Annotated in this window: 20 protein-coding genes; 11 read left to right on the top strand and 9 right to left on the bottom strand. The window is 43.9% G+C overall.

Annotated features, from left to right (window positions below; genetic code table 11):
- Positions 1 to 121 precede the first annotated feature (121 nt).
- On the top strand, positions 122 to 1153 hold the full coding sequence (locus tag BS636_RS11630) for an alpha/beta hydrolase (RefSeq protein WP_099338910.1): 1032 nt from the start codon (positions 122 to 124) through the stop codon (positions 1151 to 1153).
- Positions 1154 to 1158: 5 nt separating this feature from the next.
- On the opposite strand, the gene BS636_RS11635 is transcribed toward BS636_RS11630, so the two are convergent.
- From BS636_RS11635 to BS636_RS11650, 4 genes are all read right to left on the bottom strand, one after another.
- Complete coding sequence (locus tag BS636_RS11635; RefSeq protein WP_099338911.1) at positions 1159 to 2331, bottom strand: benzoate/H(+) symporter BenE family transporter; 1173 nt, start codon at positions 2329 to 2331, stop codon at positions 1159 to 1161.
- A 124-nt stretch (positions 2332 to 2455) separates the two neighbouring features.
- Positions 2456 to 3106 carry a leucine efflux protein LeuE gene (leuE, locus tag BS636_RS11640; RefSeq protein ID WP_099338912.1) on the bottom strand — a complete coding sequence of 217 codons (651 nt, stop codon included), beginning with the start codon at positions 3104 to 3106 and terminating at the stop codon, positions 2456 to 2458.
- A 67-nt stretch (positions 3107 to 3173) separates the two neighbouring features.
- A complete protein-coding gene (gene tal, locus BS636_RS11645) occupies positions 3174 to 4157 on the bottom strand; it encodes a transaldolase (protein ID WP_099338913.1) in 984 nt (327 codons plus the stop codon).
- An 88-nt stretch (positions 4158 to 4245) separates the two neighbouring features.
- A complete protein-coding gene (locus tag BS636_RS11650) occupies positions 4246 to 5136 on the bottom strand; it encodes a LysR family transcriptional regulator (RefSeq protein WP_099338914.1) in 891 nt (296 codons plus the stop codon).
- 99 nt (positions 5137 to 5235) lie between these two features.
- Between BS636_RS11650 and aceI the strand changes: the two genes are divergently transcribed.
- Positions 5236 to 5667 (top strand): chlorhexidine efflux PACE transporter AceI, encoded by a 432-nt coding sequence (gene aceI, locus BS636_RS11655; protein ID WP_099338915.1) that lies wholly within the window; start codon positions 5236 to 5238, stop codon positions 5665 to 5667.
- A gap of 72 nt (positions 5668 to 5739) precedes the next feature.
- On the opposite strand, the gene BS636_RS11660 is transcribed toward aceI, so the two are convergent.
- Positions 5740 to 7254 (bottom strand): acetyl-CoA C-acetyltransferase, encoded by a 1515-nt coding sequence (locus tag BS636_RS11660; RefSeq protein ID WP_099338916.1) that lies wholly within the window; start codon positions 7252 to 7254, stop codon positions 5740 to 5742.
- Positions 7255 to 7494: 240 nt separating this feature from the next.
- On the opposite strand from BS636_RS11660, the gene BS636_RS11665 reads away from it, so the two are divergent.
- From BS636_RS11665 to dnaX, 5 genes are all read left to right on the top strand, one after another.
- On the top strand, positions 7495 to 8886 hold the full coding sequence (locus BS636_RS11665; protein ID WP_099338917.1) for a 3-oxoacyl-ACP reductase: 1392 nt from the start codon (positions 7495 to 7497) through the stop codon (positions 8884 to 8886).
- Positions 8887 to 9068: 182 nt separating this feature from the next.
- On the top strand, positions 9069 to 9923 hold the full coding sequence (locus tag BS636_RS11670; RefSeq protein WP_099338918.1) for a MaoC family dehydratase: 855 nt from the start codon (positions 9069 to 9071) through the stop codon (positions 9921 to 9923).
- Positions 9924 to 10018: 95 nt separating this feature from the next.
- Positions 10019 to 11272, top strand: a complete 1254-nt coding sequence (locus BS636_RS11675) for a serine hydrolase domain-containing protein (RefSeq protein WP_099338919.1) — start codon at positions 10019 to 10021, stop codon at positions 11270 to 11272.
- 83 nt (positions 11273 to 11355) lie between these two features.
- Positions 11356 to 11805: a copper resistance protein NlpE N-terminal domain-containing protein gene (locus BS636_RS11680; protein WP_099339659.1), complete on the top strand. Its 450-nt coding sequence runs from the start codon at positions 11356 to 11358 to the stop codon at positions 11803 to 11805.
- 128 nt (positions 11806 to 11933) lie between these two features.
- On the top strand, positions 11934 to 14015 hold the full coding sequence (gene dnaX / locus BS636_RS11685) for a DNA polymerase III subunit gamma/tau (protein WP_099338920.1): 2082 nt from the start codon (positions 11934 to 11936) through the stop codon (positions 14013 to 14015).
- Positions 14016 to 14018: 3 nt separating this feature from the next.
- On the opposite strand, the gene BS636_RS11690 is transcribed toward dnaX, so the two are convergent.
- Positions 14019 to 14468 carry an acyl-CoA thioesterase gene (locus BS636_RS11690; RefSeq protein WP_099338921.1) on the bottom strand — a complete coding sequence of 150 codons (450 nt, stop codon included), beginning with the start codon at positions 14466 to 14468 and terminating at the stop codon, positions 14019 to 14021.
- A gap of 58 nt (positions 14469 to 14526) precedes the next feature.
- On the bottom strand, positions 14527 to 15687 hold the full coding sequence (locus BS636_RS11695; protein ID WP_099338922.1) for an iron-containing alcohol dehydrogenase: 1161 nt from the start codon (positions 15685 to 15687) through the stop codon (positions 14527 to 14529).
- 115 nt (positions 15688 to 15802) lie between these two features.
- On the opposite strand from BS636_RS11695, the gene BS636_RS11700 reads away from it, so the two are divergent.
- From BS636_RS11700 to BS636_RS11715, 4 genes are read left to right on the top strand one after another with little or no spacing between them, the layout of a single operon-like run.
- Entirely contained in the window at positions 15803 to 16309 is a 507-nt protein-coding gene (locus BS636_RS11700) for a low molecular weight protein-tyrosine-phosphatase (protein ID WP_099338923.1), read from the top strand.
- Between the two features lie 10 nt (positions 16310 to 16319).
- The gene (murB, locus tag BS636_RS11705) at positions 16320 to 17354 is read left to right on the top strand and encodes a UDP-N-acetylmuramate dehydrogenase (protein WP_099338924.1); all 1035 of its coding nucleotides are present in this window, start codon (positions 16320 to 16322) and stop codon (positions 17352 to 17354) included.
- An 11-nt stretch (positions 17355 to 17365) separates the two neighbouring features.
- Positions 17366 to 18499, top strand: coding sequence for a YdcF family protein (locus BS636_RS11710; RefSeq protein WP_099338925.1), 1134 nt, complete (start codon positions 17366 to 17368; stop codon positions 18497 to 18499).
- Positions 18499 to 19542 (top strand): alpha/beta hydrolase, encoded by a 1044-nt coding sequence (locus tag BS636_RS11715; RefSeq protein ID WP_099338926.1) that lies wholly within the window; start codon positions 18499 to 18501, stop codon positions 19540 to 19542. The genes BS636_RS11710 and BS636_RS11715 overlap by 1 nt, the downstream gene beginning before the upstream one ends.
- 63 nt (positions 19543 to 19605) lie before the next feature.
- Here the strand turns inward: BS636_RS11715 and BS636_RS11720 are convergent, their stop codons facing one another.
- Positions 19606 to 21276, bottom strand: a complete 1671-nt coding sequence (locus tag BS636_RS11720) for an FMN-binding glutamate synthase family protein (protein WP_099338927.1) — start codon at positions 21274 to 21276, stop codon at positions 19606 to 19608.
- A 458-nt stretch (positions 21277 to 21734) separates the two neighbouring features.
- Entirely contained in the window at positions 21735 to 22736 is a 1002-nt protein-coding gene (locus BS636_RS11725) for a helix-turn-helix transcriptional regulator (protein ID WP_099338928.1), read from the bottom strand.
- Positions 22737 to 22742: the final 6 nt, after the last annotated feature.

Below are 22742 nucleotides of genomic sequence, written 5' to 3' on the forward strand. Positions count from 1 at the left end.
AGATAAAATAGACTAAAACACCCGGATTTTTAGCAGATTTCATAAATCTGTATTAAGCTGGCTGGGTTTAAATTTATAGAGCATTGAAACTTAGAAAATTATTACTGGAAATATTTTGAATATGGTTAAAACGCATATCATCAGTGGAAGAACAGGACTATTGAGTCTCATCTTTTTATGGGGATTATATGGCTGTCAGAGTACAGCGCAGAACAGCAAAATTATTGCGACTGCTTTTAATATGACTACCGCCGTTCAACAGAAAATCATGGACCGTTATGCACCGGATGATGTCATTGTGCAGCAAAATATTCTCTATGATTCTGATCGGCAGCTGGGTCTGGACCTATATCAGCCACCAAATATTGCTCAACTTGAAACGCGTCCAACGGTGATCTGGATTCATGGCGGTGGCTGGATTTCCGGATCGCGGGAACATGCACGAGGTTATTTTAAGCTGCTGGCATCAAAAGGGTATAACGTAGTATCTGTACAATATCAGCTTGCTCCAAAGTCACAATATCCAAGTCAGCTTCAGCAGATTAATACAGCTTTGGCTTATTTGCAGAAACATGCAGATCAATACAATATTAATCCAGAACAACTCTATTTGGCAGGAGATTCGGCAGGTGCCAATCTTGCCAGTCATTATGCCGCCTTGTTGACTAATCCAGTGTTTGCGCAAAATTCTAATTTTATTCCTTCGATTCAGCCTGCACAACTCAAAGGTCTGATTCTGCACTGTGGTATTTATGATCTGAATGCGTTTGTCGATACAGCACCGGAAGAAATCAAGCTGGTCGAATGGGGTGTTTATAATATGGTGCAGGCCTATACGGGTGATCGACGACAAGATGCAGCCTTCCTGAAACAGATTTCACCGATTCAGCATATTACCCCGAATTATCCACCTGTGTTAATTAGTGGCGGAAACAAGGACTTTCTCACTGAAACGCAATCTTATCCATTTGTGCAGGTCTTGAAAGCCAATCAGGTGCCGGTACAGGAAGTCTTTTATCCAGAATCGAAAACCTGGCTGATTCATGAATATCAATTTTATATGGGCAAAAAAGAAAGCCAGCAAACCTTTGAGCGGACACTACAATTTCTGCAATCACCCATTGGTGTGTCATCTACACCTAACCGAAGATAAAGATCTTAATAGGTTTTACGCCATTTAAAGAACAGGTGTACGACCAGGCCAAATAATAGTCCCCAGAATGCAGAGCCAATTCCAAGGAACTGCACCCCTGAAGCGCTGAACAGGAAGGTCAATAACGCCGCTTCACGTTCATCTATCTGGTTAAAAGCAAGCGCAATGTTATGACCAATGGTGCCAAGCAGGGCAATACCGGCCAGCGCAGTAATAAATACAGCCGGGAAGGCTAAAAGAATACTGGTGAGGGTTGCTGCAAATAATCCCATCAAAATATAGAAGAAACCACAGCTCATGCCTGCGATATAACGCTTCTTGCTATCTGGATGGGCCTGATCATCAAGACTGATGGCGGCACTGATCGCAGCAATATTCACGGCAAAGCAACCGAACGGAGCCAATAAGGTTTGAGCAGTACCGGTCCAGCCAATCAGCTGATTAACATGTGGGGTATAACCATAACTTTTAATCATCGCCAGGCCGGGTAGATATTGCGAGGCCATGTTGATAACAAAGAGTGGCAAAGCCAGACCAAGAATCGCAGTCCAGGAAAATTCAGGATTCACCCAGGCTGGATGAGCCAGTGACCAATGCAGGCTTGGTGGATGAAAGTCCAGAAATATTGGACATAGGGCTACACCAGCAATCACGGTAACGACAATGCTATAACGCGGTGACAGGCGTTTGGCAATGATATAGGCAGCCAGTAGAGACAGGATAAAACCCAGTTCATGCTGCAAGCTGGCAAACAGACCAATCCCGAATTTAAGCAAAACCCCGGCTAACATTGCGCTGGTTAAACTTTGTGGAATGGCATGCAGGACTTTTTCAAAAATACCCAGAAAACCCAATACTGCGGTGACGAGTCCGCAAATCAGAAAAGCACCTAATGCTTCAGGTAGGCTATAACCCGTTCCAGTCGCCAAGATTAAGGCCAGACCTGCCGTCGACCAGGACGTCGCAACTGGATATTTAAACTTCCAGGACAGAATCAGTCCACAAAGACCAATCCCGATGCCTAAGGCCCAGAACCAGGAGGTGATTTCAGCTGTATTCGCGCCCAAGAGCTGTGCGGCTTGAATCACCAGCACGGAGGAAACACTGATACCCACTAAAAAAGTAATAAAACCAGCAAAAACTGCGGGTAGGGAGACGTCTTGAAGAAATTTTTGCATATCCATTGCAGAGATAATCAGTATGAGTGAAAAGTGCACTCATCATACGCCCATCAGGAATATCCTTAAAGGCAGAAACAACCTAAATCACGTGTGATTTAAAGTTGTTGGAGTGTGATGCAGTTTATAAAGTTGAGGTTGCCAGTTTAAGGCCAAAGCCACAAAACAGGATCGCTACGCTGGCTACACAGAGCGAAGTCAGGCGATCACGATGACCAAAGAATTGGGCCAGACTGGCACCTGAGAAAATCAGAATACTCAGATAAGACATGCTAATCATCTGTAATATGATGGCCAAAATGGTAAAAGTCAGCGCTGGATAGGAATAGGCGGGATCAACAAACTGCACAAAGAAGGAGAGATAAAACAGAATCGCTTTGGGATTCAAAATACTGATGGTCATCGCGGTACGGAAAGGATGTAGCTGTTCTAGACTCTGTTCAGCTTGCTGGATATGTGCATTGCTATGTGTGGTATTCCAGGTGTGGTAAGCCGCAATCAGCAGTTTAATACCCAGATAACTTAAGTAAATTGCACCGATTATTTTCAGAATAGTAAATAAGACCGGAAAGGCATGCAGTAAAGATGCAGCACCGAGTGCGGTCAGGAAAATTAAGACCATATCTCCGGCATAGACGCCGAAAGCGGCCCGATAGCCAGTTTTAATCCCATAGCGAGAAGCTACCGACATGACATACAGGGAATTTGGTCCGGGTAACATCACAATTAACGTTGTGCCAATGATAAAGGTCGTTAAATCAGTGATACCAAACACACAAAAACCACATACAAAAAAGCCGATGCGGCATTATACCCGCATCGGCTCATGACTGAATTAAGATTTAAGCCTTAATTTCTGAATCTGCTGTAAAACTTTGCTTTAACAGGGTAGACAGCTGTTCACGTGCCTTAATAAAGCCCTGAATACCAGCCTCCAATAACTGAGATGCCATTGGATCTTGTTGCAATTGTTGCTTAAAGTCTTCTTGGCTAATTGGCGTTAAAGAGCCTTGCTCTGTCACATGATTTGCAGATAACTGTGGCTCAACGACACGGTTATCCTGTTCCAGCTGATCAAGTAGGTTTGGCGCAACAGTCAGTAGATCACATCCAGTCAGACCAAGAACCTGATCAATACTCCGGAAGCTGGCACCCATCACTTCAGTCTGAATACCGTGTGATTTATAGAAGTTATAAATACTTTTCACCGATAACACGCCAGGATCTTTTTCAATCGGGTAGTGATCTACGCCTTCGGCTTTTTTGTACCAGTCCAGAATACGGCCAACGAATGGAGAAATCAGGGTAACTTTGGCATCTGCACAAGCTTGTGCCTGATGCTGACCAAAGAGTAGGGTCAAGTTGGTATGAATACTTTCAGCTTCAAGGGCGCGGGCAGCCTGAATACCTTCCCAGGTCGATGCGATCTTGATCAGAATACGGTTTGAAGAAACACCGTATTGTGCATACAATGCCAACAATTCTTTGGCTTTGGCAATTGTTGCTTCAATGTCATAAGACAGGGATGCATCCACTTCAGTTGAAACACGGCCTTCAATCAGTTTAAGAATTTCTACACCGAATTTAACGGTCAAAATATCAATTGTGCGTTCAATCAGTTCATTGCCCACATAACCTTCAGTTTTAGCTTGAGCGTAAGCATCTTCAATAAGCGCCTTGTTTTCAGCCTGATTCGCCGCCGCAGTAATCAGTGAAGGATTGGTGGTCGCATCGAGTGGACGGAACTTTTCAATTGCAGCTAAGTCACTACTGTCTGCAACAATGGTGGTGAATTGTTTTAATTGGTTTAACGCACTTTGAGTCATTTGGATCTAGTTCTTAGGTTATTGCTTATGCATTCTGTTATATCACAAAGTGCTTATTTCCCAAGCGTTCACCGACTAATTTCGGTAACTAAACTGTGTTTTTACGTTGATTTCTGATGTGATTAATCAAAAAATGTGCAGCTTTGCCGAGTTTAGTTTCACGGCTCCAGACCAGATCGACAAAATAGTCAAACTTTGGTGTGAAATCATACAAATCCAGAATATGCAGCTGTTCCCGAATATGCGGATGCTCCTGCAGCATTTCTATTGGTAAAATTCCCCAACCCAGCCCCTGTTTAATCTGTCGATAGGCTGAATGATGATTGTCAGTACGCCAATAATGTTTTGAAAATAACAGTTCCGGCTTGATCTGACGATCACGGCTAGCCACTACAATCTGGCGGCTATTCAGAATCTGCTCATAACTGACCTGTTCAAGCTGACTTAAGGGATGGGATTTCGCTGCTACAGCGACCAGACTTTCTTTTTTTAACTCGACAAATTGTTCTCGGGTTTCCAGTTGTTCCCGCTCAAACATCAATGCCAACTGTGCCGAGCCTTCAAATAGCATCCGATGCGCATCTTCCTGCGGGGCAGAGAAAACATTGATCTGTAAATCCGGAAATTGTTGCTCCAGCAATACCACATAATCGGTCCATCGCGTATGTAATAGCTCAGAGACGATCACAATATTCAGTTCAGATTCTAGACCTGAACTTAATGCTTGAGCATGTTGCTTCCACTGATTCATTTCCACCAATAGCTGTTCTGTTTTTTTATACAGCGCTTGAGCAGCTGCTGTTGGTTGCGGCTCACGACCAATTCGTTCAAATAATTGTAGATCTAGATCAATTTCCATATTGGCAATCGCCATACTCACGGCAGAGGGCACTTTGCCGAGCTTACGTGCAGCCGCAGAGAAAGAACCAGTTTCTATAACCGCTTTAAATAACAGTAATTGTTCTTGATTGATGTTCATCTTTTAATCTATCAATATTTTTGAAAGATTCTAACTCGAATAATCAAATAATTGGAAATAAACTAACCAACATCATTTAAGTTATTTGAGTAAGCAGAGATGTTAATTTCAAGCAGAAGGATTGTGCATGCGCTGAGCTATGAGATTATTCTGTTGGTCATTATTGCGATTGCCCTGAGTTATATTTTTCATATGCCGATGGAAGTGACTGGAACTTTAGGTATTGCCATGGCAGTTACTTCAGTCTTCTGGAACATGCTGTTTAACCATTATTTTGAAAAGATCGAAGCTAAACATCAGCTGAAAAGAACCATTAAGATACGTATTGCCCATGCCATCGGTTTTGAAGGTGGTCTGATGTTGGCAACTATTCCAATGGTGGCTTATGCCTTAGAGATGAGCTTGTGGCAGGCAATTTTGACTGATCTAAGTTTGACGCTGTGTATTTTGGTTTATACCTTCATTTTCCAGTGGTTTTATGACCAGATTGAGCTAAAAATGGGAATTCGCCCTGAATATGCTAAAAGTTAATCTGCTTTAAGGCATTTCATAACCCATAAAAAAGCACCTTAAATAAGGTGCTTTTTTAGTAAAGTTTAAAGATTATTTTTCAATAATCGCAGTGACACCTTGACCACCCGCTGCACAGATCGATACCAGTACACGACCTGAACCTTTCTGGTTTAATAATTTTGCAGCAGTCGCGATGATACGACCACCTGTTGCAGCAAATGGGTGACCCGCAGCCAGTGAAGAACCTTTTACGTTCAATTTCGCGCGGTCAATTGAACCCAATGGTGCATCCAGGCCTAAACGTTCTTTGCAGAATTTCGGATCTTCCCATGCTTTCAAGGTTGAAAGGACTTGAGATGCAAATGCCTCATGGATTTCATAGTAATCGAAGTCTTGAAGTTTCAGGCCAGCACGTTCCAACATACGTGGAACTGCATAAGCAGGTGCCATTAATAGACCTTCTTTCTTCTCAACGAAATCAACTGCAGCAGTTTCCTGGAAAGTCAGGTAAGCAAGTACTTCATGACCATTGGCTTTTGCCCATTCTTCAGATGCTAACAGTACACAAGATGCACCATCAGTCAGTGGAGTAGAGTTACCTGCAGTCATGGTACGTGCATCGCCCTTACCAAAAGCTGGTTTAAGTTTTGCCAGTTTTTCAACTGAAGAATCTGGACGCAGGTTATTGTCACGTTCTAAACCTAGGAAGGGGGTGATCAGGTCATCAAAGAAACCTTCTTCATAAGCAGCAGCCATTTTCTGGTGAGAAGATGCAGCCAGTTCATCCTGTGCTTCACGAGAAATGCCCCATTCCAGTGTCGTAATCGCCTGATGATCACCCATAGACAGACCAGTACGCGGCTCACCATTTTTTGGTGCATCCATCAGGTCTTTCACATTAATTTTTGTTAAAGCTTTCAAACGGTCTTTTGCAGTTTTTGCAATGTTCAGTTCAAGTAAAGCTTTACGTAAACCATCACCAAATGCGATTGGCGCATCAGAAGTAGTATCTACACCACCAGCCACACCCACTTCGATTTGACCTAGGGCAATTTTATTGGCAACCAGAAATGCAGCTTGCAGACCCGTACCACATGCTTGTTGAATGTCATAAGCAGGGGTTTCAGGTGCTAGTGCTGTATTCAATACGCACTCACGGGTCATGTTAAAGTCACGGCTGTGTTTCAATACCGCACCCGCAACCACTTCACCCAGGCGTTGACCTTGTAAATTAAAACGTTCAATCAGGCCATTCAGGGCTGCGGTGAACATATCAGTATTGGATGCCGTAAAGTAAGCACCGTTAGAACGTGCAAAGGGAATGCGGTTACCACCGATAATAGCAACGCGGCGAACTGTGTTTTGGCTCATGTTTTGGTCCTGTTGAACAGAAATCTGTGTTTTTGGTGTTGAGGTTTTATTGCTTGAAGTCGTTTTTTCCGCACGATTAGACGCAGCACGGGTGCGCGTGGTTTTCGTCGGACTTTTTTCTACAGGCGTTGCACTCGTCGTTTTGCTGGTGCGTTTGCGTGCTGTTGATGGTTTTGACACGCTTTCGACTGCAGGATTCTCGACCGCTGGATTTTCTTGAGTTGTTTTGCTCATAAGGCTTAACCAGGCAAATTGATCATCTTCTTGGCAGGTACATTAGCATAGAAGGCTATAGGCTGAATTGACTAGAATGACATTACAGACTGCGCTTAGGTCAAGTCATCTGCTTATTATCTCAAGTATTATTGACCGGAATCTGATGGATCTATTGAAATATAAGTATCTGACATCATATTGAAGTTAAAGGATAACTTTAGATCAATCAAAAATTAATTTGTAAGAGAGATAATAATCATGACTGACCAGTACCAAGCGTTCGCAAAATCTCCTATTGGTAAATTTGTCATCAAAAACCTGGGGCTTCCATCCCCAACTTTTCTTGAGCGCTATGAGTCTGCAACGCCTGTAGTAAAAGGTGCTGTTTTAGTAGGTGCTGCACCTGGTAGTACTTTGACCGGTTCAATTGCACATGTTTTGGCAAATATTCATGCCAATAGTTATGCAGGTAATAATGCTGAGCTTCAGCAAGCAGCAGCACAAGCAGGTCTGAATCTGAGTGCATTTAACCAGGGTGATAAAGAGTCAAAATTCAAAGTGGCAATTTTTGATGCGTCAGGTATTCAAAATTCTGATGACTTAAAAGCACTATACGATTTCTTTAATCCGATTGCGCGTCAAATTCAGGCATCTGGTCGTGTGGTGATTGTAGGAACAACTCCTGAATCTGCAACTTCAGTGAAACAGGCAATTGCACAACGCGCACTTGAAGGTTTTGTGAAATCAGTCGGTAAAGAATTCAAGAAAGGCATCGCAGCGAACCTGATCTATGTCGACAATGGTGCTGAAGCAAATCTTGAGTCTGCACTACGTTTTGCGATTTCTCCGCGTTCTGCTTATGTGTCTGGTCAGGTGATTCGCGTATCTCCAGCAGCAACTCAAGATGTAGATTGGACTAAACCATTGGCAGGTAAAACTGCAGTGGTGACAGGTGCAAGTCGTGGGATCGGTGAAGCGATTGCACATGTACTTGCACGTGATGGCGCGCATGTAATCTGTTTAGATGTTCCACAACAGCAAGCAGATCTTGACCGTGTAGCTGGTGAAATTGGTGGATCTACACTGGCAATCGACATCACTGCAGCTGATGCAGGCGAGAAAATCAAAGCTGCTGCAGCTGCACAGGGTGGTTTAGATATCATCGTACATAATGCTGGTATTACCCGTGACAAGACACTGGCAAACATGAAGCCTGAGCTGTGGGATCTGGTGATCAATATCAACCTGTCAGCAATTGAACGTGTAAATGACTATCTATTGTCGAATGATGGTCTGAATGCCAATGGCCGTATTATCTGTGTATCTTCAATTTCTGGTATTGCAGGTAACTTGGGGCAAACTAACTATGCAGCGTCTAAAGCGGGTGTGGTCGGTATTGTGAAATATACAGCACCAACGTTAAGCAATGGCATTACCATTAACGCTGTTGCTCCTGGTTTTATTGAGACTCAAATGACTGCAGCGATTCCATTTGCGATTCGTGAAGCTGGCCGCCGTATGAACTCGATGAGTCAAGGTGGCTTGCCGGTTGACGTAGCAGAAACAATTGCGATGTTTGCTTCAACGGCATCTACAGGTCTGAATGGCAACGTGGTTCGTGTTTGTGGTCAGAGTCTGTTAGGGGCTTAATGGAATCTCTCCCGACCTCTCTTTTATAAAGAGAGGAGAAGTCCCCCTTTTATAAAGGGGGACTTAGGGGGATTAAAACTCCAAGCATTCTCAAAACCTCTCCAGTACTTCACTTTCATACAATGATTGAAGTATGCTCAGGAGAGGTCACTTTATAAAGATAATATTTCCAAAGGTTCAGTATGCATACTCGCCATTTTAGTCAACTTCCAAAGCCGTATCTTGCTTATCCAAAAATCATTCAGGGCTTGATTGCGAAAAAGCCAAAGGGTGAAAAAGTTCTGCTGCAAGTTGAATATGTGGTGGATTCATTCAAGGTCGATCAAAAGCATTTAAAAGCTTATAACGCTGTATGTGGCTTTAAGAACAATGGCTATATTCCAGCGATCTATCTGGCGGTACTGTCACAAAGCCTGCAAATGCACATGATGACCTCTGAAGCTTTCCCATTCCCAATTTTGGGTCTGGTACATATTCGTAATCAGGTCAAGCAATACCGTAAAGTGGGCTTAAATGAACAGCTGACTTTGTCTTGCAAGTTTGGTGAATTACAGCCACATGATAAAGGCGTACAGTTTGATTTCATCACTACCGTGAAAGTGGGTAATGATGTTGTAGTAGAAGCATTGACGACTTATCTGTCACGTCAGAAAACTGATGGTAAAGCGGCTGTAAAAGCTGCTGAAAGCAAGACACCAAATTATGAAGTGAATGCAGAATGGGACATCTCTGAAAACACGGGCCGTCGTTATGCCATGTCTTCAGGCGATTTCAACTTGATCCATATTCATGCGCTAACAGCTAAAGCTTTTGGCTTCAAACAGGCGATTGCACATGGCATGTGGAGCAAGGCAAGAGCCTTGGCGAGCCTGACTTTACCAGATGCTTATGAAGCAGATGTCTGGTTCAAGTTGCCAATGTATCTGCCATCTAAAGTACAATTCATGACCGAAAAATCAGGTAATGATACCGAGTTTCTAATCCGTAACTCGAAAAGTCAGAAACCACATGTTTCGGGAAGCATCAAAGCACTGTAAAGATTTAGAAAAAGCCTAAACTTGATTTAGGCTTTTTTATTTGGATTCCTAATAAATATTCGATTTCAGTTACAACATGAGCCAAGGAAGGACACATGAAACCGATTAAAGAATTTTTGACTGTCAGTACTGATAATTATCAGGGCTATGTATATCCACGTTTTCATGATTTGGCAGTACAGTTTAGCTGTTTTCAGGATGCCCGTGCCGGACAGGGTGGTGCAGCATTAGTGGTCTACCATCAGGGTGAAAAGGTGCTAGATATCTATACTGGCAAGAAATCTGAACAGGAACCGTGGCAGCCAGATACCATGTCGGTATGTTATTCCACCGGGAAAGGTGTACTCGCGACTTTGGCACATATTCTGGTGAGTCGTGGATTAATCAGTTATGACACGCCTGTAGCAGAATACTGGCCAGAATTTGCCCAGCAGAGTAAAGGCCAGATCACGCTGGCACACATGCTGAGTCATCAAAGTGGTCTTTATGATATTCGCAATATCATTGATGATGCCCGCGAGATGCTAGACTGGTCGCATATGCTGGAACGGATTGCTGCAACTAAGCCACGTTTTGAACTAGGTACAGCTGCGGCTTATCAGCCCTTGACCTTTGGTTGGCAAGTGGGTGGAGCATTAGAAAAAGCCACCGGCAAAACGCTAGCTAAATTGATGAACGAATATCTGGTAAAGCCATTACAGTTGGATGGCGCTTATTTTGGTGTGCCTGAACATGAGTTTTCACGTGTAGCGCGACCAATTCATCGTAAGAAAACAGAGATCCAACCACGAGCAGAAAAGACTCAGCCGAGAGCAAGAAAACCAAATCTGATGGAACGAGTCTTGCAATGGAGTGGGCAGAATCCACAGGATTTTCAGGATGCCATGATTCCCAAAGGCATGAAGAAGCTGAATTTCTTTAGTGATGAAGGGTTAAAAGCCATTATACCTGCTGCAACGGGTGTATTTACGGCGAACAGTCTGGCAAGAGTCTACGCCATGCTGGCACAGCAAGGCCAATGGCAAGAACAAGAACTGATTTCACAAGATATTTTTAAGCGTTTAAGCACGGTGAAATATACCCATCGTGACCGGATCATGCCACTTCCGATGCATTGGCGTCTGGGTTACCACCGTATCTTAACTTTGGGCAAATCGACTAAAGGCTTTGGTCATGTCGGTTTTAATGGTTCTGGAGCTTGGTGTGATCCAGATCGGAACCTGAGTTTTGCCTATACCCATAATTTTCCAGTAGCTTCCATTACAGGGGATTATCGTCTTTGGGGGTTAACCCAGGAAGCTTTACGCTGTGCTGATCAGATCCAGACTGGACGAAAGGGTTGGTTTTAGGATTCTAGATAAATTAATGCAATTTACCTAACGCTATTCACTATGCTATGTTGCCGCACAATGAACTTGCTGAATCTAGAGTCATGAAGAAAGTTGTTTTGATTCCATTGGTCGCAACTGCTGCACTGTGGGGTTGTCAGGAGACAAAGCAGGATAAGGCCCAAACTGCAGTTGAAGCAAAGGCAATGCAAACAGCTTGGGCAGGTGAATATCAAGGGACCACACCCTGTATGGGATGTTTATCCAGCTGTGAAGATTGCCCGGGCATGGCAGTGAAACTTCGACTGAATGAAAATGAAACCTTTGTGCTGGAACGTGAAAGTCTAAGTGGTCATAACGAGATCGAAATCATCACCGGTAAAATCCGTTTCCGGGATGATAGTCGCCAGAAGATTGAGCTGGTCAATGTCGCTAAACGTAATTTACTGTTTGTTGATCTGGAAAAGGGCTTGCTAGAAATACGTGAAGATCAAACAGGCAAACGCTACCAGATGCAAAGTGATTTTATTTTAGCTGAAAGTCTCAATTCTTAATAAAAGCTTCTGTTTTATATCCCTTTTTTAGTCTGAATAGAAAAGGGATTTTTATTTATTCAATTCCTGCATTTATTTCACTATTTATCAAAAAAACAGTATGCTTAGACCTGTAAAAAGGAGCATACATGTATCAGGTACTTGCGCGAAAATATCGTCCTCGTAATTTCAATGAATTGGTGGGTCAAAACCACGTTTCTCGTGCTTTAACCAGTGCACTAGAACGCGGTCGTCTGCACCACGCCTATTTGTTTACGGGCACGCGCGGTGTGGGTAAGACTACAATTGCACGTATTCTTGCAAAATGTCTGAACTGTGAAACTGGCGTGACTTCGACCCCATGTGAAGTATGTCCAACCTGTACAGCAGTAAATGAAGGCCGTTTTATCGACTTGATCGAAATTGATGCTGCTTCACGTACAAAAGTTGAAGATACACGTGAACTGTTAGATAACGTTCCCTATGCACCGACTCAAGGTCGCTTTAAGGTCTACCTGATCGATGAAGTGCACATGCTCTCCACCCATTCTTTCAATGCCTTGTTAAAAACGCTGGAAGAACCGCCTGAACATGTGAAGTTCCTGTTTGCAACCACAGATCCGCAAAAGCTCCCGATTACCGTGATTTCGCGCTGCCTGCAGTTTACTTTGCGCCCATTGGCAGTCGATGAAATTACCGATCACTTGGGCCATATTTTACAAAAAGAAAGTATCCAGGCGGATCAAGATGCGATCTGGCAAATTGCCGAATCAGCACAAGGCTCGCTCCGTGATGCACTGTCTTTGACTGATCAGGCGATTGCCTATGGTCAGGGTGCGATTCAGCATCAAGACGTGAAAGATATGCTGGGTCTGATTGATCGTACCATTATCTATGACCTGATTTTGGCAATTCACCAAAACCAGAAAGCACGTGTTAGTGAACTGTTATTCCAGTTCCGCCAGCAGGCACTGGATGTTTCACTGGTATTGGATCAGTTGATTTCAACCTTGCATGAACTGGCACTTTTACAATACCTGCCAGATTTAAGCCTGAAATATAGCGCTGAAATTAACCAGAAAATCATGCAGCTCTCAGGGCTGATCTCAGCACAAGATCTACAGCTATATTATCAAATTGCTTGTAAGGGTCGTGCTGATCTGCAAATGGCAGTGACACAGGAACAAGGTTTTGAAATGACTGTGCTGCGATTGTTAGCATTCCGACCATTGCAGCCGAATGAAATTCCAGCCAATACCGTACAAATACAACAAATTTCACCGCAACAAGCAGCAGTATCTCAGCAAAGTGTGGCGCCACAACAGGAAAGTGCCCCAGTGGCACCAGCTGTAGTCGAAGATTTCCCATTAGATGATGGTTATGAGGATGAGCCTGAATATAGCCCAGCATCGGCACAGTCTGAGCCATCTTCCGATGATTTTCTTGATGATGAAGCTGAACCAGATCTAAATACAGCACCTGCTGAAGTGCAGCCAGTAGAAACAGCTCCAGTTGAGCAGCCAAGTGCAGATCAGATTATGTTTGATCCAAGCGTGGAAGACGGACTGTTTGGTTTTGATGATGTGCCGTCAGAACCAGCTGAAGCAAGTTCTGAAGCTAGCAGTGATGATTTCCTATTGGAAGAATATCTTCCTGAGGATCAGGTTGCTGTACTAGAAGAACAGAATAAGCCTGAATTGAATTTGTCAGCAGAACCTGAACAAGAAACTGCTACGAATACAGCAGTTGAAATTCAGACAGAAGCTGTCCCTCTCCAGACAGCAAATGTGGATATTTCAACAGATCGTAACTTAATGCCACAGGATATCCTGCAAATTCCGGTACAGGACATGCAGGGTGAATGGACGGTTGAAAAATGGGAATTCTGGTTCCGGAATAGTCAACTTTCACCAGCCGTACAGGAACTGGCGCAGTACGGCATCATGACTGGACAGATTGGGGAAGAATCAGTTTTTCATATTCCAGAACGTTACCAGCAGCTACTGACTCAGTTACAACATAAACTAGAAGAAGCACTGAAACAGCAGTGGGCAGGTACGCACTTCAAGGTGAAATTTGAAGATGTCAATGAACTGACACCGTACACCATGCAGCATGAACGGAAGGCACGTGCATATAAACGTGCCGAAGAATTGCTACATGCAGAACCAGCCGTGAAAGATCTGGTACAAAACTTCGATGCTGAATTAAAGAATATTCAGCTGAAATAAGTTCTAGATTGCACAGCTGCTCCGTATAAACGGACATAAAGCATCCCGCATTTCATTGGAAATTGGGGTGCTTTTTCGTGTCTGGCGATCGACAAAAACATGTACAAAACTGCCTTGAGCTGCGGCTTGATCATGACCTTGCTTAAAGATGGCCAGATCATACGTCAGGGAAGAACCTCCGAGCTTAGCAATATTTACACCAACCTCAATCACTTCAGGATAGGACAGCTCCTGATTAAACTGACAGCTAGAATTCACGACTAGTCCGATATTAGGAGACGTCCGTGGATCAAACCCAGTATGTTGGATCAGTAGGGCATTGGCCGCAGTGTCAAAATAGCTGTAATAGGTGACATTATTGACATGCCCATACAGATCATTATCCGCCCAGCGGGTCTGGATACTAAAGAAAAAATTATATTGCTCACGCGTTTTGATAGTTGCTTTGCTCATGAATCCGTTCTTATGAAAATTAATATTAATTGAAGCTTCTACTTCTAATAGGTGGGCGTTAGACATAAATCGCCTGATAGATCTGCAAGGCATCTTCAACCGTCATATCACGCGGGTTATTTTGCAATAGACGTGTTTGTTTCATGGCATCTTCTGCCAGTAGCATCAGCATATGTTCAGGAATATCCAGCTGACCAAGTTTCAAAGGCAAACCGCTGCGTTCTAGATGATTATTAAAATGGTCAATGAATAGGTCGGTTAAGCCATCATGACAGCCTTTACTGTAAGGATCGAGCCAGGTCATCAGTTCGGCATATTTCTGTTTGGCTGCAGGCGCATTAAATTTCAGTACTTCCGTTAGCACAATGGCATTACTATGCCCATGAGACAAATGGAAATGTCCGCCGAGTGGATAAGCAAGCGCATGTACAGCACCGACTGGCGCATTGGCAAATGCCTGACCAGCGAGCATCGAACCGACCAGCATATTCTGACGTGCTTCTAGATCATCACCATCTTCTAGGACACGAGACAGGTTATTGTTTAGGAGCTTCAAAGCCTGTTTAGCCAGCATATCTGAATAAGGATTTTTCTTGATTTTGGAGGTATAGGCTTCGATGGCATGAACCATAGCATCGATGCCGGTGGCTGCGGTGATATGTCGCGGTAAGCCTCGGGTAAGCGTTGCATCTAAAATTGCAGTATCAGCGAATAAAAATGGGGAAACAATTCCAGTTTTAGTGATTTCACCTGTAGTCACAATCGAGATAGGCGTGACTTCCGAACCGGTGCCTGCCGTCGTTGGAATCAGGATCAGGGGGAGACGTGGGCCTTCAACCTGATCTATACCATATAGCTCATTCAGACATTGGCTTTGCTGTGGATTGCTCAAAACAGCAATAATCTTAGCGACATCGAGTGAACTACCGCCACCAAAGCCAATCACCACATCAATCTGTTCCTGACGGGCGAAGGAAACCGCATCCGCCACAATATGTTCCGGTGGGTCGGCTTGTACATCGGCATAGATCGCATAATCCAGACCTGCTTCATTGATAATGTATAAAATTTCCTCATGCAGATTCTGCGCAATCATGCCTTGGTCGGTCACCAGCAACACACGTACATATTTACCTTTCTGTAGAATTTGGTGCAGCTCACGTATCGTGCCCAGTCCGGCAATGATGTTGGGAACAGTCTGGAATTGAAATCTTTGCATGCTGCTTCCTTAATTTTTATCCAAATTCATATTATTGTGGCGATGTGATATAGGATTCACTATACAAATAACTTAACATAAGAATCCTGAAAATAAAGTAGTGCTGAGGTTGTTTATGTCATCCAGAACGCCATATAAGGTGTTATGTGTTTGTTTGGGAAATATTTGTCGTTCTCCCACGGCAGAAGTGGTCCTCAGACATTATTGCGATGTACATAATCTCAATATCATGGTCGATTCGGCGGGAACCAGTAATTATCACCCGGGCAAAGCACCCGATTTGCGCAGTCAGGAACATGCTTTGAAGCGTGGTTATGATCTATCCGCATTGCGTGCCCGTCAGCTGACTCTTCAGGATTTCCTTGATTTTGATCTGATTCTTGCAATGGATGAAGATAATCTCAGTGATATTCTTGCGCTTCAGAAACGTGCCAAAGATGCACTTGGTCAATTACGTGCCGAAGTCGCCCTGATGAGCGAATATGATCTTGACTATCCAAAACAGGCTGTACCTGATCCTTATTATGGCGGTGCAGCTGGTTTTGAACGCGTGCTGAATCAGTGTGAATCCAGCAGTCTGGCGTGGATCAATATTTTTAAAATGCAACAAAAACGAGCTTAAGGTTTAAGTCATGCAAATCCAAACACAGGTTCAACTTAAACCTTTTAATACCCTCAGTCTGGATGCAGTTGCATCACATTACTGCAAAATTCAATCAACTGATGACCTGATTCAGGCACTAGAATTCGCCAAACAGCAACAGCTAAATATCCTGATTCTCTCGGGTGGCAGCAATATGCTATTACCGGAACAGATTCATGCCCTCGTGCTGCATATGAATATTCAAGGCATTGAACTTCTAGATGCTGATGATCAAGTGCAACGCCTTTGCGTTGGTAGCGGTCAGGTCTGGCATGATTTTGTACTGTGGACGACGCAACAAGGTTTTTATGGTCTGCAAAATCTAGCCTTGATTCCAGGTCTGGTAGGTGCTTCACCAGTACAGAATATTGGTGCTTATGGGGTAGAAGTCGGTGAATTCATCGAAAGCGTTGAAGTCTATGACCGTGAAAATCACACTTTCAGTTTAATCACAGCTGCTGATTGTGACTTTGCCTACCGTCATAGTATTTTCAAGGATCATCCAGGCCGATACATCATCACCCATGTAATTTTCCGCCTGTTAAAACAGCCACAATTGAAGCTCAATTATGGTGACCTGAAAACAGCAGTGGGTGATGAACAGACCCCAGAAAATCTGGAACGTCAGGTGATTCAGATCCGTCAGAGCAAATTGCCTGATCCTAAAGATTATCCCAATGTCGGCAGTTTCTTTAAAAATCCAATAGTTGATTTACAATTCTTTGACCAAATTGCTCAACAATTCCCGAATTTACCTCATTATCCGCAGCCGAATAATCAAGTTAAAATGGCAGCCGGCTGGCTAATTGACCAAAGTGGATGGAAAGGCAAACAGCTGGGTTCGGTCGGTATGTTCCATAAGCAGGCGCTGGTGCTAGTGAATTATGCCAATGCCTCGCTCAAGGATGTCCGTGCCACCTATCAGGCTGTACAGGCCGATGTTCGGGAAAAATTTGGTGTTCTGCTTGAGCCGGAACCGGTTTTATTTGGTGAAGATGGCCTGATCAGATCACATCAGGATTAAAGGATAAATAGATGGATAAAGCACACTGGATGGTTCGAATAGTTCAAATAGTCTCTGTACTATTTGTGCTGCTTGCACTGTTCATGGTCTTTCTTTATTCGCCTTTTTATTCGCATCTGGTGGTTAAAGGCCTGAACTATTTCGTTCCGGTTGAAGTCAATCAGATTGCTGCTGAAAGCCAGAAACAGGCATCTTTAAGTGTCAATGAAACACTGGAGCCGGGTTCTGAGTTGTGGATTGCGCGCCAAGCCTATCTCAAAGTCATGGAAGAAGATATTTCCAAGAATCAGTCACAGAATTTGTCCCTGATACAGGCACGGTATAAAGCTTTACAGCAGTTACTTGAAGATGAGCGTGAGGCTGAAGCAGAAAAATCTGAACAGCAAAAAGTTCAGGTGCCTTTGCTGGTGACTGAAACAGAAGCAGATGATGACATTGAACAAGATGCTCTTCCTGAACTATTGAGTTTAAGCAGTGATGAAAATGCTGCCCAGATGGAGCAGTTTGTGGAATTCCTGAAAAGCTACGATATTGAGCAGCATCAGGAAAATATCGCGCAGATGAGCAATGTTGAATTTGCCGAAGACCTTGAGACTTTGAATCATGATCAAGCCCAGCCAGTTCAGGATGGAATATCTAAACCTTATGCCATTGTAGTTCTGGGTGGTGGTTTGACCCTGCATGAAAATGGCAAAGATATCATCGTTAATGACTATACCCGTCTGCGTCTTGAAAAAACTTTAGAAGTTGAAAAGCAGTATGATCTACCGATTGTATTAAGCGGTGTAGAAGCGCCCTATATGCAGCGCTGGTTACAGGCCTATGATGTAGATGCCAAATTGCTTGAAGACCGCAGTATGAACACCTGTGAGAATTCCCGCTTTAGCTCGTTACTGTTACAGAAGAAGGGTGGAGCACCTACGGTGATCCTGATTACGGACCGCTATCATATGCCACGAACCCGCCGTCTGTTCGCGCTAAACGGTATCCAGACCATTCCAGTGGAAGCTCCAATGCCAAGTACACTCACCGCATGGCGTCCAAGTGTGAAAAACTATGACCATAGCCGACGGGCTAACTATGAACTCTTAGCAACACTGCGAGATGTGTGGTTTGGATCAAGTGACTGTCGGGAGGTACCTTAATGTCAGATATCCCATTTTTAAACCCGACGATCCTGAAACAGCTGGAATTACCGGTTCCCAATCGGGAGAGTACGCCACAGCTGCTGCAACCGCTGAATCTGAATCGGGATATGCAGCCTACACTGGAATTACAGGCGTATCAGAAACTGTATGGCTTTGACCTGCTGAATGCCAAACACTGGCAAGGCTATGTGCAGATGCCATTGTTCAAGCTGCATGTACAGGTATTTGAGCCTGATCTGACTGAAAGCCGCTTTGATAAAATTCAGGGTACCGTGTTCTTGTTGCATGGTTATCTGGAACATAGCGGGATCTATCAGCCAATTGTCAAAGAATTGCTAGAAGAAGGGTTTAGCGTCCTGACTTTTGACTTGCCGGGACATGGCCTGAGTAATGGCTCATCTGCCAATATCCAGAACTTTGACCATTACCAGCAGGTATTGCATGCGGTGCATCGTTATGTACGTCATGCGACTCAATTACCGAAACCTTGGCTGGGCATTGGACAAAGTACTGGTGGTGCGATCTGGATGCATCATTTGCTGGAATTTGCTGAACGCCGTGAAAATCCGTTTGTAGATCGTGTATTGCTACTATCTCCTTTAATTCGTCCAGCCAAAACAGCCTGGTGGCATAATTCTGTGGGTCTTGGCATTATTCGTCGGATCAAACGTGAAGTGCCACGTCATTTCAGACGTAATAACCATAATCCTGAATTCTTGCGTTTTGTCCGACTTAAAGACCCATTACAGCCACGCATGATGGGTATGGACTGGATTCTGGCAATGTCACGCTGGATGCAGCAGATGGAAGATCGTCCAGCTTGCCGTATCCCGGTATGGTTGGCGCAGGGGGCACAGGATCAGACGGTAGACTGGCGTTATAACATCGAGTTCATTCGACGTAAATTCCGCTTACAGACACTGTTGATGCTCGAAGAAGGCTCTCATCAGCTGATTAATGAACGTGCTGACATTCGTGCAGCACTGACAGGTCTGATTCCCGCCTTCCTGCATGCCCAAGGTGGACGTGCCTATTATTAAGTTCAGATGATTAATATTATGGAAAGGCGATTCTGTGGGATCGCCTTTTTTATTTAGCTATATTTAAAATTTTTCTGCAGTTGCGATATTCCACATGCGGTAATAAAAGTTTTCTTCATCGCGGTTTTCACAGTTCAATAGCTCATTTTCCTTCATCCAGAAGTGCAATTGAGCATAGTTTTTAATCTCATGACTGTTAATTCGCTGGGCCAGTTGATGAGGTTTAATGTCAGATGGATGACAAACACCTGCGGAAGCAATCATTTCAGAGAAGCCTTTTAGGGTATTTCGATGGTAGTTATAGACTCGTTCAGCCTTAGTAGGCACGTGCAACGCCTTTTGGCGGCTCTTATCCTGGGTAGTTACACCGACTGGACATTGGTTGGTATGACAGCTTTGTGCCTGAATACAGCCCACAGCAAACATAAAACCACGTGCTGAATTGACCCAATCTGCCCCAATAGCGAGCGTACTGGCAATATCAAACGCACTAATGATTTTACCGCTTGCACCAATTTTGACATGTTTGCGAAGTCCAGCACCCACTAAGGTGTTATGAACGAACAATAAACCTTCACGAAGTGGGACGCCAATATTGTCAATCATCTCAATCGGTGCTGCTCCCGTACCACCTTCTGAACCATCAACTACAATAAAGTCCGGTAGAATTTTGGTATGTAGCATGGCTTTGACGATACTCATAAATTGCCAGGGCTGCCCCAGACACAGTTTAAATCCAACTGGTTTTCCACCAGAAAGTTCTCGTAATTGCTGAATAAATTCCATCATCTCAATTGGCGTACCAAATGCAGGGTGACTGGCAGGCGATACACAGTCACGTTCTCGGCTAACACCACGAATCTCGGCAATTTCTTCAGAAATTTTGGCTTTAGGCAAGATACCCCCGTGCCCAGGTTTGGCACCTTGAGATAACTTGATCTCAATCATTTTTACTTCGGGAAGTTTTGCTTTTTCAACAAATTTGACTGGATCAAACTGACCATCCAGCGTTCGGCAACCAAAGTAAGCACTGCCGATTTCCCAAACCAGGTCACCCCCATTTTCCAGATGATAGGGGCTGATACTGCCTTCACCGGTGTCATGATAGAAATTACCCATTTTCGCACCCAGATTAAGCGCACGGATGGCATTGGCACTCATACTGCCAAAGCTCATCGCTGAAATATTCATAATCGAAGCACTATAAGGTTGCTTGCATTGTTCGTTACCAATGGTGATCCGGAACGTGGCTGGATCTGCAGGCTGACAAGGAATGATCGAATGGGTAACAAACTTATAATCATGATGATAGACATCAATGATCGAACCAAAAGGCTTGTCAGAATTTTCATTTTTGGCGCGTTGATAGACCAGACTGCGCTGCATACGGGAGAAAGGCAGAGCATCCTGATCGGCTTCAATGAAGTATTGACGAATTTCCGGTCGGAACTCTTCAAACAGGAAACGGAAATGTCCCATGATCGGATAGTTTCTGAGAATAGAATGCCGGCGTTGCAGCACATCATAGAGCCCTACCACACTCAATACTGCTGTGATGATCCACAGCGTATTGACCAGCGTTTGCGGCATGAAATAATAAATATAGCGGGGTGAATAGCCGATATGAAAGCCGGTAAATACCAGCGCGATAAAGATGCAAAGGAACCAGATTGAATAGCGTGAAAAGAAGGTATTCAGCAGTTTATGCCGGACAAGTTGTGCTGGATTTGCCATAAAATTTTGATTCCCTGTTGTTCTTATCAGACATTCAAATTCTCAAGGCTTGGTGCTTTTATACAAGAGCAAAATTGTTATTGGATTTTATAGGTTTAAGTTGGAAAATTATTTAGGTTGAAATTTAAGCAAAATAGATATGTTTAGCAGGATAAATCCTATGCAAAAAATCTGCAAAAAGCATCGCTTCTTTTTATTTCACATGCTGGAAAAGCTGACTTAAAGTAATCTTATTCAATAACGGAGGAGAAGGTATGACGAAGAAAGCGATCCGGTTCAATACTGCAGAGCTGGCGTGCTCATGTATGTAATGACCTTTACTATGAAACTTCCAAACTGCATATATCTGGGGGAACGAGACAGATATATGCAGGATCAGCAGCAGATCAACCAGAACAATGACAAAAAGAATATAAAAAATTATGAGTCCCGGGAATGGGACTTTTTTTATGTCTATTTTATGCTTCGTCTTGCTGATATACAGCTCGAGCCACTTGCTCAGGCTCAATTTTTTGAATCTTGTTGCCAAAACTACGTAACCACCACACTAGCTGAGACGTGAAAGGGACAGTTGCACTAATGAGAGCCATGCCATTATCAAGCTTTTCAATCTGTTGATCGCGGCTAAGCTGACTTTCTTCAAAGTAGTGCGCATCTGCTTCAGGCATGTGCAGTTTCAGCAGGACATTTTCAGTCGGCTGATCGAAGTTGACCCGGAAGCCCAAAGCACCGGATTCAATATATTCATCAATGTCAAAGTTCACTGGATGCAGAGCACGAGTATTCAATACATTGGCAGACTTGAAGCGATGCAGGGCAAAGGTTTGAATATCGGATTTGTCATGGCGGGTACATACCAGATAAATGATCGAACCTTTTTGTACCAAGGCTAATGGATTAAGAATATAGGTTTTCTCTTCGCTATTTTGCCCACGGCCCTGATAGATACATTCCAGCTGTTTATCCTGCAATAAACCTTCATAAACTGCCTGTTGTGCCTGACGGTCAACGACTGGTGGAATTAGCGGTTGAGTCGCAGGAACGATACGAACCCGGTTAATCCACTGACGTACATTGTTTTGTGTCGACAGGCTGCGACGTGCCAGATCAAACCAGGGGTTCATTTCCTCGATCAGGCTAGGCGGTAACAGGTGTTTCAGATGTTCCTCAACCATCATAAAGGTTACTGCCTGTGAACTGGTCATATGAGGCAAACTTTGAATCGGGGCATCGGAACGCCAGCGCCAGCCCTGAGGAATGGTCTTGCTGCTTTCAATTGGAAATCGCTGTGCAATCTGGTTCAGGTCACGCTGAATAGTTCGCAAACTGATTTCTACACCTTCACGTTCCAGGATTTCCTGCAATTCGCGAGTGCCCATCCATTTTCCGGTCGTCAGGCGCGATAAAATCTGCCATTGGCGATAAAGGCTATTCGAAGTTTCTTTTTCTTGTCCGGTCATAAGCTG

This window comes from Acinetobacter sp. LoGeW2-3, from assembly GCF_002688565.1.
Taxonomy (GTDB): Bacteria; Pseudomonadota; Gammaproteobacteria; order Pseudomonadales; family Moraxellaceae; genus Acinetobacter.